Annotated in this window: 11 protein-coding genes; 10 read left to right on the top strand and 1 reads right to left on the bottom strand. The window is 71.5% G+C overall.

The window, feature by feature from the left end:
• The first annotated feature begins 173 nt into the window (after nucleotides 1-173).
• From HHX40_RS29730 to HHX40_RS29685, 10 genes are all read left to right on the top strand, one after another.
• A complete protein-coding gene (locus tag HHX40_RS29730; protein ID WP_167521553.1) occupies nucleotides 174-1,187 on the top strand; it encodes a ParB and winged helix-turn-helix domain-containing protein in 1,014 nt (337 codons plus the stop codon).
• Nucleotides 1,188-1,202: 15 nt separating this feature from the next.
• Nucleotides 1,203-2,054, top strand: coding sequence for a 2-amino-3,7-dideoxy-D-threo-hept-6-ulosonate synthase (locus HHX40_RS29725; RefSeq protein ID WP_310738343.1), 852 nt, complete (start codon nucleotides 1,203-1,205; stop codon nucleotides 2,052-2,054).
• 45 nt (nucleotides 2,055-2,099) lie between these two features.
• Nucleotides 2,100-3,212 carry a 3-dehydroquinate synthase II family protein gene (locus HHX40_RS29720; protein WP_182883234.1) on the top strand — a complete coding sequence of 371 codons (1,113 nt, stop codon included), beginning with the start codon at nucleotides 2,100-2,102 and terminating at the stop codon, nucleotides 3,210-3,212.
• 41 nt (nucleotides 3,213-3,253) lie between these two features.
• Nucleotides 3,254-4,603, top strand: a complete 1,350-nt coding sequence (locus HHX40_RS29715) for an aspartate kinase (RefSeq protein WP_182883233.1) — start codon at nucleotides 3,254-3,256, stop codon at nucleotides 4,601-4,603.
• Nucleotides 4,604-4,721: 118 nt separating this feature from the next.
• The gene (locus HHX40_RS29710; protein WP_182883232.1) at nucleotides 4,722-5,960 is read left to right on the top strand and encodes a cytochrome P450; all 1,239 of its coding nucleotides are present in this window, start codon (nucleotides 4,722-4,724) and stop codon (nucleotides 5,958-5,960) included.
• Nucleotides 5,957-7,165: an MFS transporter gene (locus tag HHX40_RS29705; protein WP_208868463.1), complete on the top strand. Its 1,209-nt coding sequence runs from the start codon at nucleotides 5,957-5,959 to the stop codon at nucleotides 7,163-7,165. Before HHX40_RS29710 ends, HHX40_RS29705 begins: the two co-directional genes overlap by 4 nt.
• 24 nt (nucleotides 7,166-7,189) lie before the next feature.
• Nucleotides 7,190-8,722 carry a GMC family oxidoreductase gene (locus HHX40_RS29700; RefSeq protein ID WP_182883231.1) on the top strand — a complete coding sequence of 511 codons (1,533 nt, stop codon included), beginning with the start codon at nucleotides 7,190-7,192 and terminating at the stop codon, nucleotides 8,720-8,722.
• Complete coding sequence (locus HHX40_RS29695) at nucleotides 8,719-10,212, top strand: aldehyde dehydrogenase family protein (RefSeq protein WP_220499744.1); 1,494 nt, start codon at nucleotides 8,719-8,721, stop codon at nucleotides 10,210-10,212. Before HHX40_RS29700 ends, HHX40_RS29695 begins: the two co-directional genes overlap by 4 nt.
• Nucleotides 10,213-10,230: 18 nt before the next feature.
• Nucleotides 10,231-11,220, top strand: a complete 990-nt coding sequence (locus tag HHX40_RS29690; RefSeq protein WP_220499743.1) for a zinc-binding dehydrogenase — start codon at nucleotides 10,231-10,233, stop codon at nucleotides 11,218-11,220.
• 25 nt (nucleotides 11,221-11,245) lie between these two features.
• A complete protein-coding gene (locus HHX40_RS29685; protein ID WP_182883229.1) occupies nucleotides 11,246-12,550 on the top strand; it encodes a flavin-containing monooxygenase in 1,305 nt (434 codons plus the stop codon).
• A 468-nt stretch (nucleotides 12,551-13,018) separates the two neighbouring features.
• On the opposite strand, the gene HHX40_RS29680 is transcribed toward HHX40_RS29685, so the two are convergent.
• A complete protein-coding gene (locus HHX40_RS29680; RefSeq protein ID WP_111701115.1) occupies nucleotides 13,019-14,251 on the bottom strand; it encodes a cytochrome P450 family protein in 1,233 nt (410 codons plus the stop codon).
• Nucleotides 14,252-14,277 lie beyond the last annotated feature (26 nt).

The raw sequence follows: 14,277 nt of genomic DNA, 5'->3' as shown, positions 1-14,277 counted from the left end.
CCTCGCTTGCACAGTCAGAAACATACCGTAGTAAAGGTATGATCATGAGCAGTCATTGCGTGTAATCGCAGGTGAAAGGCCATTTATAAAAAAATACCTTGTGTAAGGTATGATTTTGCGACAGAGTGCTCTCAAGGACACGCCAGGCCCGCTGATGACGAGGGGTGAGTCACGTGGTAAGCGGGGATGCGATCAATTGCGAGCGGGAGACGGACATCGGCTCCGACGTCGAGTGGATCTCGATCGCCGAGCTCGTCCTGAGGGGCTCACCCCGATCCGCGGGAGAGGACGCCGATCACGCGCTGGCTCTCGCGGAGCTGGAGCCGGAGGCCGAGTTGCCGCCGATCGTCGTGCAGCGGGGCACCAACCGGGTGATCGACGGGATGCACCGGGTGCGCGCCGCGCAGTTGCGCGGAGAGCGGGCGATCCGAGCCCGCTACTTCGACGGCGACGACGCCGGCGCCTTCGTGCTGGCGGTGCGGCTGAACGTGCGGCACGGGCTGCCGCTCTCGCTGGCCGACCGGAAATCGGCCGTGCTGCGCATCCTCCGCGAGCACCCGGGCTGGTCGAACCGGGCGGTGGCCGAGGTCGTGGGGCTCTCGCCCAAGACCGTCGGCGCGCTGCGCGGCCAGTGCGGAGCGCCGGTGGCCGAGGTCAGGATCGGCCGGGACGGCCGGGTGCGCCCGGTCAGCGCGGCCTCCGGGCGCGAGCGCGCCAGGGAGATCCTGCTGCGCGATCCCACCTCCTCGCTGCGCACCGTGAGCGCGGCGGCCGGGGTGTCCCCGGGCACCGTACGGGCCGTGCGGATGCAACTGAACGAGCAGGCCACGGCGCTGATCCCGGAACAGCGGGCCGCGGAGCAGCGAGCCGCGTCGCCCAAGCAGAACCCCGATCCACGACGCGCTCGGGGCGCCACTCCGCGGCCCGCCGGGCCGGACCGGACGGGCGCGATGCTGCGCGCGCTCCGCTCCGACCCGTCGCTGCGGTTCAACGAGTCCGGCCGGCTGCTGCTGAGCGTTCTGGCGGTGGCCGAGATGGACGCGCGGACGCGGGAACGCCTCGTCGGCGACCTGCCGGACCACTGCGTCGAATTCGTCGCGGAACTCGCGGAGGCGAGCGGGCAGGCCTGGCAGGAACTCGCGAAACGCCTGGCAGAGCGACGGTGCGCGGCCGCCGGCTCCAAATGAATTCCCGAACTGGAAATGGGGTGTCAAGAGATGGCAGAAGCGTACGGTTGGTCTGGAAAGAACCTACGGACCCAGCGGATTCTGCACTCGGCTTCCGGGACGGCGTTCCTGGTTCCGCTCGATCATTCACTGGCGGACGGGCCGGTGTCGTCCGCCGCCGATTTCACCGGGCTGGTCACGGCGATGGCCGCGAACGGCGTGGACGGGATCGTCGTCCACAAGGGCCGGGTCCGTTTCCTTCCCACCGAGCTGCTCGGGCGGCTGGCCCTGATCGTGCACCTGAGCGGCAGCACCAGGCACGCGCCGGACGCTGACGCGAAGACCCTGGTGGGCGCCGTGGCCGAGGCCGTGGCGCTGGGCGCGGACGGTGTCAGCGTGCACATCAACCTCGGGTCGAGCAACGAGGCCGAGCAGCTGGCCGACTTCGGCCTGGTCGCCGACCAGTGCGCACGCTGGGGCGTCCCGCTGCTCGCGATGATCTACCCGCGCGGCCCCCGCATCGCGGACCCGGCCGATCCCACGTTGCTGGCGCACGCGGCTAACGTCGCGGCGGACCTCGGCGCCGACATCGTGAAGCTCCCGTTCACCGGCTCGCCCGTCACGATGCGCGAGGTCGTGGAGGCGAGCCCGATCCCGGTGGTGACCGCCGGCGGCGGCGTGGTCGGCGACACCGACGCCTTCCTCACCCTGATCGACCGCGTGATGGAGTCCGGCGTGCTCGGAGTCGCGGTCGGCCGCAACATATTCCGCGCCACCGACCCCGGGAAGCTGGCCCGGTCGGTCGCCCAGCGAGTCCACGCCGGACTCGGCTCCCGCAAGACCCTGACTCCCCTGGACCTGGCCCTGGCCGGCGCGACAGTGGCCTGACAGGCACCACCCGCTCACGACCGACTAACGACCGAAGGTGCGAACATGAAAACAGCGTGGATCGACCTCCGCGGCCTCTCCTCCGAACTCGCCACCGCCGTCATCGAAGAGAGCACACATCTCGGCATCGGCGCCGTCGTGCTGGACGACCCCGAGCTCGCCGCGAAGGTCCCGCCGACCCTGGAGAAGGCCGCCGTCGTCACCGGCGAGACCCCCACGACCCTGATCGACCAGCTCGTCGGCGTGGTCGACATCCTGATCGCCGACCACAGCATCGCCGAGAAGTTCGAGGGCGTCCGGCCCGGCCTGCGCACCGGCGTCCTGGTCAAGGTGCTGGGTGAGGAGACGCTGCAGCTCGCCTGCAGGATCGCGAACGAGGCGGAGCTGACCCTGGTCGAGTTCCGCCAGGACCCGAGCAAGATCCCGCTGGAGATCCTGCTGGCGGCCGCCGACAAGGCCAAGGGCTCGATCGTCACCGTGGTCGAGGACGTCGAGGACGCGATGGTCACCATCGGCGTCCTGGAGCGCGGCTCCGACGCGGTGCTGCTCGCCCCGCGGCGGGTCGGCGACGCCTCCGAGCTGGTGCGCGTGTGCCAGGGCGAGGCCGAGACGCTGGAGCTGGAGCCGCTGGAGATCGTCAAGCTCACGCACCTGGGGCTCGGTGACCGGGTGTGCGTGGACACCTGCTCCCACATGCAGCCCAACGAGGGCATCCTGGTCGGCTCGTACTCGACCGGCCTGATGCTGGTCAGCAGCGAGACCCACCCGCTGCCGTACATGCCGACCCGCCCCTTCCGGGTGAACGCGGCCGCCCTCAGCTCCTACACCCTGACGCCCGGCAACCGCACCCGCTACCTGTCCGAGCTGCGCTGCGGCTCGGAGATCCTGGCCGTCAACACCAACGGCGGCGTGCGCCGGGTGATCGTGTGCCGGATCAAGATGGAGACCCGCCCGATGCTGCAGATCGAGGCCCGCACCGCGTCCGGCGACGTCGTGAACATGGTCGGCCAGGACGACTGGCACGTGCGCGCCCTCGGCGCCGGCGGCAGCGTCCACAACTTCACCGAGCTGCGCCCCGGCGACCACATCCTCGGGCACACCATGACCGACCAGCGGCACGTCGGATACGCGATCCGTGAGTTCCTGCACGAGCAGTAAGGCCCGAGCCGGCTCCGCTCCGAAGGAAGAGAGTGCGTGAGATGGCGCTCATTGTGCAAAAGTACGGCGGAACCTCGGTCGCCACGCCCGAGAAGGTCTTCGAGGCGGCACGGCAGATCCTCGCGGCGCGGGCGGACGGGCACGAGGTCGTCGCGGTCGTGTCCGCCATGGGCGGCACCACCGACAGGCTGCTGCAACTGGCCTCCTCGGTGTCCGACCGGCCGGATCCCGCCCAGCTCGACGCCCTGCTCAGCACGGGCGAGGCCGTGTCCGCCGCGCTGCTGTCGATGGCGCTGAACCGCCAGGGCGCACCCAGCAGGTCGTTCAGCGGCGCCCAGGCGGGAATCCGTACGGACGACCGCCACGGCCGGGCGACGATCCAGCAGGTGGATCCGCGGAGGCTCAAGGAGGATCTCCGCAAGGGAGCGATCCCCGTCGTCGCGGGCTTCCAGGGTGAGGCGGGTGCCGGAGGGCCCTGCACCACCCTGGGCCGCGGCGGCTCGGACACCACCGGCGTGGCGCTGGCGGCGGCGCTCGGCGCGGACCACTGCGAGATCGTCACCGATGTCGCGGGGGTCTACACCGCCGACCCCAGGAAGGTCGACGGCGCCCGGCGCCACACCGCCCTGCTCTACGAGGAGATGGCCGAGCTCGCGGTGAGCGGAGCCAAGGTGCTCGCCGCGGACTCCGTGGACTACGCGCGGACCCACGGCGTCGACCTGAAGGTGCGGTCCAACCACACCGCCTGCGGCCCGGAGACCTGGGTCGGATATCGCCGCCGCACCGCCGCGATGGCGGTGTCCGGCGACTCCTGGACGCCGGCCGCGCTCGGCGAGGTCCCCGCGATCGCGGGGGTGGCCACCAAGACCGGTCTCGTGCGCTGCGTGCTGCGCCAGATCACCGCGGACCACGCGGTGCGGATCCTGCGCGGACTCGCCGAACGCGAGATCGAGGTCGAACTGCGCCGCTACGGCAGTCTCGGAACGGAGGACGCCGGCGACCTCGCGATCACCCTGCCCGCGGAGAGCGTGGAGGAGGCGCGCGGGCTGCTGGCCGAGGCCTACCGGGGCAGCCGCCTGGACGAGGTGCACTGGACCTCCAACCTGGCCCGGCTCTCGGTCGTCGGCCTCGGAATAGGCCAGCTGCCCGGCTCGCCGCTGCGACTGCTCGAAGCACTGCGGTCGGTCGGCGCCGCGCGCACCGATCTGCTCGTCACGTCCAACAGGCTCAGCGTGCTGACCGGGGAGAGCGGCCTGGCCGAGGCGACCCAGAGCGTGCACGACACCTTTGTCCACGAACCCGCGGTGCCCGAGATGCACAGCACCCCCCTGTGGGCCACCGATCGCAGACAGCTGAGTGCCCACGTGCCCGCGCTGGCCGCGGCCGACTGAACCGCACCCCGCGACTGGGCCGGCCGGTCCCCCCACCGGCCGGCCCAGCACCCCGGACGAGCAGTGCCCGGACGAGCAGTGCCCGCCGGACGAGAAGCCACCAAGCGGAGCGACCCCGATGACTATGCCGACATTCGACCCCACATCTGACAGCCAACTGGCCGACCCGTATCCGACGTACACGCAGATGCGCGATCGATGCCCTGTATTCCATGACGAGAATCTGGATGTCTTCGTCGTCACGCGGCATGAAGACGTCGTACGCGTGGCCCACGATCCGGAGACGTACTCATCCGAGAGCGCGGTGAAGGCGACCGCGGGGCCGGAGGCCGACGAGGTCAAGCAGATCCTGGCCGAAGGCTGGTCGCTGACGCCCAATCTCACCGAGAGCGACGGTGAGGAGCACACCCGGCTGCGCGTGGCGGTGAACCGGGTCTTCACGCCGCGGCGGGTGGCCGAGCTCGAACCCTTCATCAGGGCGACCGGCGAGGAGCTGATCGGACGGTTCGCCGCCGCCGGTTCCACCGACATCATCGAGAACTACGCGTGGCCGCTGCCGCTGTCCGTCATGGCGCGGATCCTCGGCGTCCCGGCCGGCGACGTGCCGCTGCTGCGGCAGTGGAGCCACAGCTGGCTGAAGCTGTCCGTCGGCGGCGGCGACGTGGCGGAGCGGGCCGCCTGCGCCCGCGACGTCATCGCCATGCAGAACTACGTGATGGGGATGCTGCTGGACCCGGGGCGGGCCGGCGACGGGCTCATCGCGTCGCTCGCGGCCGACCACGGCGAGAACGGCCTCGACAACGTCGAGCTCATGCGCATCGTGATGAACCTGATCATCGCGGGGCACGTCACGGTCACCCGCTCCATCGGCAACGGCCTGGTGAGCCTGCTGGAGAATCCGGCTCAGCTCGCGGCGTTGCGCGAGGGCGAGGTGACACCCGCGGCGATGGTCGAGGAGATCCTGCGGTTCGAGTCTCCGGTCCAGGGCCTCTTCCGCACCGTCACGGCGGAGACCGAGCTCGCCGGCCGCCGGCTGCGGCCCGGCGACCGCGTGATGGTGCACTTCGGCGCCGCGAACCGGGACGAGCGTGTGCTCGCCGACCCGGACATGTTCGACATCAGGCCGAGGGCCGGCCGCAACATGCTGGCCTTCGGCCGCGGCATCCACACCTGCCTCGGCGCCGGGCTGGCCCGGCTCCAGCTGCAGATCGCCATTCCACTGCTGTTCGACCGCCTGCCCGGACTGCGTCTGGGGCCCGCGAACTCGCGCAGCCGGGAACGGCTGGTCATCGCGCGTGGATTCGACGAGCTCCACCTGCAATGGGACGTATCGCGAGTGAAGGAGGCAACACTGTGACTACGCAGGAACAAGAAGTCGCGCCGGTGGCGGTCGAGAGGAACGCCGCCATGGTCGGGACGCCGCTACTGATGGTGGGCGTCGCCCTGGCGGCGGCGAACCTGCGTCCCGCCATCACCACCGTCGGCCCGCTGCTCGACGAGGTACGCCGGTCGCTCGGCGCCTCCCTGCTCTGGGCGAGCGTGCTGACCGCCGTACCCACCCTCTGCTTCGGCATCGCCGCCGCGGCGGCACCGCTGGCGGCCCGCAAGCTCGGCCTGGCCCGGGCGGTCGGCGCCGGTCTGGTCGTGCTCACCGCCGGACTGCTGCTGCGGGTCGTGGGCGGCCCGTGGGTGATGCTGGCCGGCACGTTCGTCGCGGCGTCCGGCATCGCCATCGGCAACGTGCTCATCCCGGTCGTGGTCAAGCAGGCGTTCCCCCAGCGGATCCCGCTGATGACCACGGTCTACACCGTGGCCCTGATGGTCGGCGGCGGGGTGGGCGCCGCGGCGACCCCCTGGCTGCAGGAACAGATCGGCGGGTGGCGGGTCACCCTGGCCGCGTGGTCGCTGCTGTCCATCGGCGCGCTGCTGGTCTGGATCGCCGGAACGCGCCGCACCGGCCTGCTCGGCGCGAGCCCGGCCGCGCCGGCGGAGCGCACGCTGCTGCTGCGCAGCCCGCTCGCGTGGCTGATCACCGGGTTCTTCGGGCTGCAGGCGGCGGGCTCCTACGTCCTGATGGGCTGGGCCGCGAACGTGTTCACCGGCGCGGGCATCAGCAAGCAGGAGTCGGGTCTGCTGCTCGCCCTGCTGGTCGCGGCCGCCCTGCCCGTCACGATGGTGGTCGTGCCGGCCGCGATGCGCAGCCGCAGCCAGTCCTGGTGGATCGCCGGGCTCGTGGGCCTGGAGATCGTTGGCACGATCGGCATGCTCGTCTCGCCGACGTCGGTGCCGTGGCTGTGGTCGCTCCTGTGGGGGGCGGGCATGGGCGTGTTCCCGATCGCGCTGGGCCTGTTCGCGCTGCGCACCCGCACCGCGGCCGAGACCGCCGGGATCTCGGCCATGTCGCAGGGCTTCGGCTACCTGATCGCCATCGGCGGCCCGTTCCTGTTCGGCGTGCTGCACGGCTCCACGGGCGGCTGGGCCGTCCCGATGGTCATGCTCACCGTGGTCTTCGCCGTCGACCTGGTCCTCGGGTTCGTCGTCGGCCGCCCCCGGTACGTGTAGGACCGCGTCGACGGAGGAGTGATCATGACCTACGACGTCATCGTCATCGGCGGCGGATCCGCCGGCTGCGTCCTCGCCAACCGGCTGAGCGCGGATCCACGGCTGTCCGTCCTGCTCCTGGAGGCCGGACCCGATTTCGCGACCGTCGAGGAACTGCCGGCGGAGGTCGCCGACGCCCACTACGCGCCGTACTCCTACGACTGGGGTTATCGATCGGTCCCGGACGAGTTCGGCAACGAGGTGCCGGTCCCCCGCGGCCGGATCATCGGCGGATCCTCCTCCGTCAACGTCTGCGTGGCGATGCGCGCCCGGCCGTCCGATCACGACGCGTGGGCGGACCTGGCCGGGCCCGAATGGGGCTACCCGGAGATGCTCCCCTTCTACAAGAAGATGGAGCACTACCCGTACGGCGAGGAGAAGTTCCACGGCCTCGGCGGGCCGTACCGCATCACACTGAGCACGGCGGCGGACCTGGGCCCGCACGTCGCGGCGATGGGAGAGGCGAGCGCACGGCTCGGATATCCGACGGTCGGCGACTTCAACGCGCCGGGCGCGCCGGGCTTCGCGCACACTCCGCTCAGCGCGGCCGACGGCCTGCGGCTGAGCACGGCCGTCGGTTACCTCAACCCGGTCCGCCAGCGGCCGAACCTGCGGGTGCGCGGCGACGCGCCGGTCGACCGGGTGCTCTTCCGGGGCGACCGGGCCTGCGGGGTCCGGCTCGCCTCCGGAGAGGAGATCGACGCCAGGCACGTCGTGCTCAGCGCCGGCGCCTACAGCACCCCGCTCATCGCCATGCGTTCCGGCGTCGGAGACCGCGCCGAGCTCGCGGCGCACGGCATCGACGTGCTGGCCGACCTCCCAGGTGTGGGGCGCAACCTCACCGAACACCCCGCCTTCTGGAACATCCACGTCGCGAAGCCGCCGCGGGACGGCGCGCGGCAGATGTTCGGCAGCGTGCTCAGCGTCGCCGCGGGACCGGGCGAGCCGGACTACGACGTGCAGATCCTGCCTTCGGCGGCGGTGCCGACCCGGAGCCTGCCCGCCATGATCGTTCCTCCGGTCGAGAACCACCCGACCGGCTGGGACATGGTCTTCTTCGTCTCCTGCGTCCAGCCCCGTTCGCGGGGCACCGTGCGGCTCGCCTCACGCGACCCGGAGGACGCGCCGATCATCGATCTCGGGCTCTACACGGTCGCCGACGACGCCGAACGGGTCGCCGACGCCGTGCGCATCGCCCGCAGGATCGCGCGCACCCAGCCGCTCGCCGACCTGCTGGTGGACGAGCGGGTGCCGGGTCCGGGCGTGAGCGACGAGGAGCTCGCGGACGCGGTCCGGCGCGCGCCGGCGCACTACAACCACGGAAGTTCCACGATGCGGATGGGTCCGCACCGTGATCCGGACGCCGTCGTCGACACCGACGGCGCCGTCTACGGCGTCGAGGGACTCACCGTCGCGGACGCCTCGGTGTTCCCGGCGATGCCGCGCGTGGCCACCAACGTTCCGACCATCGTGATCGCCGAGCGGATCGCCTCGGTGCTGAAAGAGAGGCTGTCGTGACTACGACGTTCGAAACCGCTCAGATCGTGCGAACGCGCTGGTCCTCGCAGGACGAGGCGGACCGCTTCACGGTGCACAATCCGGCGACCGGCAGGCCGCTGGCCGTCATCCAGGGCGCGGGCGCGGAGCAGGTGGACCAGGCGGTCCGCGCCGCGTACGAGGCGCACTTCGCGTGGAAGGCCCGCACCCCGCGCGAGCGCGGCAAGTGGCTGTGGAAGGTCGCCCAGGCGATCCGCGAGAACGCCGACGAGATCGCCGCGCTGGAGTCCAGCGACAACGGCAAGCCCTTCACCCAGGCGCGGAACTTCGACCTCGAAGGCGCGCCCACCATCTTCGAGATGTTCGCCGGCCTCTGCGAGGCGATCCCGAGCCAGGCGCGCGACTCGGGCAGCATGATCGACATCACGCTGCGCGAGCCCTTCGGCGTCATCGGCGCCATCATCCCGTTCAACTGGCCCCCGCTGCACACCGCCGGCAAGATCGCCCCCGCGCTCGCGGCCGGCAACGCCGTGGTCATCAAGCCGCCGGAGCAGGCGCCGCTGTCGGTGATGCGGGTCGCCGAGATCGCCCAGTCCATCCTCCCGGACGACATCGTGCACATCGTGCCCGGCACCGGTGCGGTCGGGGCGCGGCTCGCCGGACACAAGCTCGTGGGCAAGGTCTCCTTCACCGGCGCGCCCACCACGGGCCAGGCCGTGATCCGGACCGCCGCGGAGAACCTGACGCCGACTCTGCTGGAGCTCGGCGGCAAGAACGCCCTGGTGATCTTCGAAGACGCGGACCTCGACTCGGCCGTGCCGTGGGCGGTGGAAGGCGGTTACTTCAACCAGGGCGAGGCCTGCACCGCCGCCTCGCGCGTGCTGGTCCACGTCGACCGCTACGAGGAGGTCGTCCGCCGGCTCGCGGCCGCCGTGAACCGGCTGAAGGTCGGCGACGGCGCGGACGCCGGCACGCACGTCGGACCGCTCGTGACCCCGGAGCAGCGGCAGCGCGTGCTGGACTACATCGACCTCGGCGTCCGCGAAGGCGCCACGATCGCCGCCCAGGCGGCGCTGCCCGCCGACCCGGAGCTGGCGGACGGCTACTACGTCCCGCCCACGTTGTTCACCGGCGTCACCCCGGACATGCGCATCGCCACGGAGGAGATCTTCGGCCCCGTCGTCTGCGTGATCCCGTTCCGGGACGAGGCCGAGGCGGTCCGCATCGCCAACGGCACCGAGTTCGGCCTGGTCGCCGGCGTGTTCACCCGCGAAACCGAGCGCGCCATGCGGTTCAGCCGGGAGCTGCGCGTGGGCATCGTGTTCGTCAACCACTACAACCGCTCGTTCACCGGCACCCCGTTCGGCGGCGTGGGCGCCAGCGGATACGGCCGCGAGCACGCCATCGAGACGCTGCAGGAGTACAGCTACGCTCGCAGTCTGCGACTGCCCTCCGGCCGCGGTGAGATCCCGCGCTGGGCGCCGTCGCTCGAGGTCCTCACCGAAGGCTGAACCGAAATGAGCACGACGATGCGCGCAGCGGTCTGTGTCCGGGCGGGTGGCCCGGAGGTACTCGAGATCCGCGAACTGCCGATGCCTCCGGTCCGCGACGGCTGGAGCCTGGTCCGCGTGGAGGGCGCGGGTCTCAACCGATCCGAGCTGAGGACCCGTCAGGGGCATTCGCCGAACGTGAAGTTCCCGCGGGTGCTCGGGATCGAGTGTGTGGGAACGGTGGCCGACTCGACCGACGACGCGCTGCCGGTCGGCCAGACCGTCGCGGCCGTGATGGGCGAGATGGGCCGTGAGTTCGACGGCGGATACGCGGAGTACGCGCTGCTGCCGAACTCGCTGCTCATGCCGATCTCCACCACGTTGCCCTGGGACGTGCTGGCCGCGCTGCCGGAGACGTACCTGACCGCGCAGGGCTCGCTGGACGCGCTGGGCGTCGTGCCCGGCGCGCCCGGCCGCCTGCTGATCCGCGGCGGGACCTCGTCGGTCGGCATGGCGGCGGCCTCGATCGCCTCCGCCCACGGTCTCCGCACCGCGGCCACGACCCGGCGTACGGAGAAGATGGACGCCTTGAGAGCGGTCGGCGTCGACCACGTGCTCCTGGACGACGGAGGATCACTGGCGGACGTCGTGCACAGGGTCTGGCCCGAGGGCCCGGACTACGTCCTGGACCTGATCGGAACGGCCACGGTGCCGGACTCACTGAAACTGGTGCGCCGCGGCGGGACGGTGTGCGTGGCCGGCTCGCTCAGCGGCTGGCTGATCAGGGAGTTCGAACCGATCGCGATGATCCCGCCGGGTACCAGACTCACGGCCTTCCACAGCGACAGCCTCAAGGGCGCCGCCGGTGCGCCGGTGTTGCAACGGGTCGTCGGCGAGGTCGAGGCCGGCGTCTACCGGCCCAACGTCGACCGGGTCTTCGCCCTCGACGACATCGTCGAGGCGCACCGGCACATGGAGAACGACCAGGCGACCGGGAAGGTCGTCGTGCTGCCCGGGACCAAGTTCTGATTTCGCTGCGGAGAGGAATGGACGGATGGGAACGGAGTTCGCCGAGACAGTAGTGATAGGCGGCGGTCAGCAGGGATGCTCGGTCGCGGGCGCGCTCTCCCGGCTGGGCTACCAGGCGTTGGTGATCGAGCGCGGCGAGATCGGCCAGGCGTGGGCCAACGAGCGCTGGGACAGCCTGCGCGTCAACACGCCGAACAGGACGGTCGCCTTTCCCGACTGGCCGTACGACGGGGACGATCCCGAAGGGTACATGCCGGCCCGCGAGGTGGCCGGACGTCTCCGGAGCTACGTGGCCGCGATGGGCATTCAGGTCCGCGAGCACACAAGTGTCCGGATGGTCGAGTTCCCGATCGACGAGGCGCTCCACGAGGGCGCGCGCTTCCGCGTCCGCCTGGACGACGGCGACGTCGTCGAGGCCCGCAACGTCGTCGCGGCGCTGGGCGGGTACTCCTCGCCACGTGTGCCGGAGGTGGCCGCGGGCGTGGACCTCTCGGTCACCCAGCTGCACGCGCGTTACTACCGCAACCCGGAGTCCCTGCCGAGCGGCGCGGTTCTCGTCGTGGGCGCGGGGAACAGCGGCCAGCAGATCGCGGACGACCTCCGCGACGCCGGCCGGGACGTGTACCTCGCGGTCGGAGGACACAAGACCGCGCCCCGGCGTTACCGTGGCGCGCAGATCCTCGACTGGCTGCAGCTGCTGCTGCCCGAGGGCAACCTCGAGACCGCGTCGGGTGGACGCGGTGACTCCCCCGTACTGCCCGGCGTGTCGGTGCTCAGCGGGAAGGACGGCGGCCAGGACCTGAGCCTGCCGATCCTGGCGGCGAAGGGCGTCACGCTCGTCGGCTCCGTCCGCGGCGCGCAGGGCGGTGTGCTGGTGCTGGAGGACAACGTCCGCGCCGTGGCGCAGGCGGCCGCCCACAAGGAGAGCGAGCTGCTGAAGGCCATCGACGCGGCGATCGAGCAGCGCGGGCTGGTCGTTCCCGCGGCGGATCCCTCCCCCGAGTACGACCCCTCGCTCATCAAGGACTACGGCGGCACGCTGGACCTGGTCGCGGGCGGCATCACGACGATCATCTGGGCGACGGGCTTCGTGCCCGACTACGGAATCCTGCCCGCCGAGGCGCTCGACCAGGACGGCCTGCCGGTGCACCGCAGGGGGATGGGCACCCTGCCGGGCCTGTACTACGCGGGCCTGCCCGAGGCCGGGTCGGTGATGCCGCTTCTCATCGCCGCCACACGCAACCAGGCCGAGCGCGTCGCCCGGCACATCCAGATGGACAACACCCTGCGCCACCGCTCGCCCATGGCGATCGGCGGGCTGTGGACCTGACGTATCGGCAGAGCGACGAGGGTGAACGAGGCGGCGATCGACCAGATCGCCGCCTCGTTCGCGTTCCCGCCCAAGCCTCGCGTTCCCGCCCCATGCTCCCGCCGACACCCCGCGCTCCCTGCCCGAAGCCTCGCGTTCCCACCGACGCCCCACGCTCCCGCTGACGCCTCTCGTCCCCGGCAGGAAACCCCCGGCCTCCCAGCGCTGGTCCGCCGAGCTCTCCGTACGGACCGCGCCGACGCCGACAGGTCTCCCCATCCGGGACCGGGTCGCGTGCCTCTGCCACTGCGCGGGTGCCACTGCGCCGGCCCCGCTTCCCCACGGCTTCGGCGCACTGCCGGGCACGAGGCCGGGCTTCCCAGGCGGTGGGCCGGCGGTGAGGCCGGGGACGTCCTCGGACCGGCCGGCCGACGGCATGACTGTGCCGCCGGAGGCGCGGTGCGCCTCCGGCGGCCGGAGTCCGTGCGGTCACGCGGGGTGGGGGACGACCTCCAGGCCCACGGGGCCGTTGATCATGAACGAGGTCAGGCGGGCGGGCTGCTCTCCGGGGTGGGCGAGGGTGAGATCGGGCAGCTCGTTGAACAGCGTGGTCAGGGCGACCTCCGCTTCCAGGCGGGCGAGGTGCGCGCCGAGGCAGAAGTGGGGGCCGTGGCCGAACGCGAGGTGTTCCTTGCCGTCCCGTGTGGGGTCGAAGCGTTCCGGGCAGTGCGGGTGAAGCTCCGGGTCGCGGCCGGCGGCGGCGAAGCCGATGGTGATCGCGTCGCCCTTGCGGATGACGACGCCCTCACCGAGGTCGATGTCCTCCAGCGCGGAGCGCATGGGCATGTGCATGACCGGCCCCTCGATGCGCAGCGTCTCCTCGATGACGTCCTGCCAGCCGATGGCGCCCTCGTGGATCCGGGTGAGGTACTCGGGATGGGTGAGCAGTGCCTGGACGGCGCTGGTGATGAGGTTGACGGTGGTCTCGTGACCCGCGCCGATCATGAGGAAGAGGGTGCCGAGCAGCTCGGCCTCGGACATCGGCTCCGCGCCGGGCTCGGCCGGCAGGAGCAGGTCGCTGGTCAGATCGTCGGCTGGATGCTCCCTCTTGTACCGCAGCAGCTCGCCGAGCCGGTCGTACAGCGCGGTGTGGGCGGCCACCGCCTCTTCCGCGTCGAGCGAGGAGTTCAGCGCCCCGTCGATTCCGCTGCCGATCCCCGCGCGCATGTGTTCGGGGACGCCGAACAGGTCGCAGATGACGGTGATGGTCAGCGGCAGCGCCAGGGCGTGGCGCACGTCGGCGGTGGCCCCGGGGGGCAGCGCGGCCAGCGCCTTGACCAGGCGGTCCGCGGTCGCCTGGACCCGCGGGCGCATCCGTTCGACCTGCCGCGGCGAGAACGAGGGGGCGACGCGGCGCCGGGACCTGCGGTGCTCCTCTCCGTAGAAGTTGAAGAAGCTCTCCTGCATGGTGAGCGCGGCGAGCGACCAGCCCTCGGGCACGTCGGCCAAGCCGGGCCAGTGCCGGCGGGAGTCGCGCGAGACGCGCGGGTCGTTCGTGAGCGCCTGGATGACGCTGTGCCGGGTGATCGCCCAGGCGCGGACGGGGCCGGGAAGCTCCACCAGCACCGCCGGCCCTTCGGCGCGTAACGCGGCGGCCTCGGCGTGCACCGAAGCGCCTGTGGGATCGAGAACGGGACATCTGGGAGCGGACAAGGACGACATGCGGTACTCCCTCGCTGGAGATTGCA

This window comes from Microbispora sp. H10949, assembly GCF_014161435.1.
GTDB classification, from domain to species: Bacteria; Actinomycetota; Actinomycetes; order Streptosporangiales; family Streptosporangiaceae; genus Microbispora; species Microbispora triticiradicis.
This window is presented reverse-complemented; position numbering and strand designations above follow the sequence as displayed.

Coding starts and splice junctions, on each gene's coding strand:
- HHX40_RS29685 (WP_182883229.1), top strand. CDS start 11,246: ATGGGAACGGAGTTCGCCGAGACAGTAGTGATAGGCGGCGGTCAGCAG.
- HHX40_RS29700 (WP_182883231.1), top strand. CDS start 7,190: ATGACCTACGACGTCATCGTCATCGGCGGCGGATCCGCCGGCTGCGTC.
- HHX40_RS29710 (WP_182883232.1), top strand. CDS start 4,722: ATGACTATGCCGACATTCGACCCCACATCTGACAGCCAACTGGCCGAC.
- HHX40_RS29680 (WP_111701115.1), bottom strand. CDS start 14,251: ATGTCGTCCTTGTCCGCTCCCAGATGTCCCGTTCTCGATCCCACAGGC.
- HHX40_RS29720 (WP_182883234.1), top strand. CDS start 2,100: ATGAAAACAGCGTGGATCGACCTCCGCGGCCTCTCCTCCGAACTCGCC.
- HHX40_RS29690 (WP_220499743.1), top strand. CDS start 10,231: ATGCGCGCAGCGGTCTGTGTCCGGGCGGGTGGCCCGGAGGTACTCGAG.
- HHX40_RS29715 (WP_182883233.1), top strand. CDS start 3,254: ATGGCGCTCATTGTGCAAAAGTACGGCGGAACCTCGGTCGCCACGCCC.
- HHX40_RS29725 (WP_310738343.1), top strand. CDS start 1,203: ATGGGGTGTCAAGAGATGGCAGAAGCGTACGGTTGGTCTGGAAAGAAC.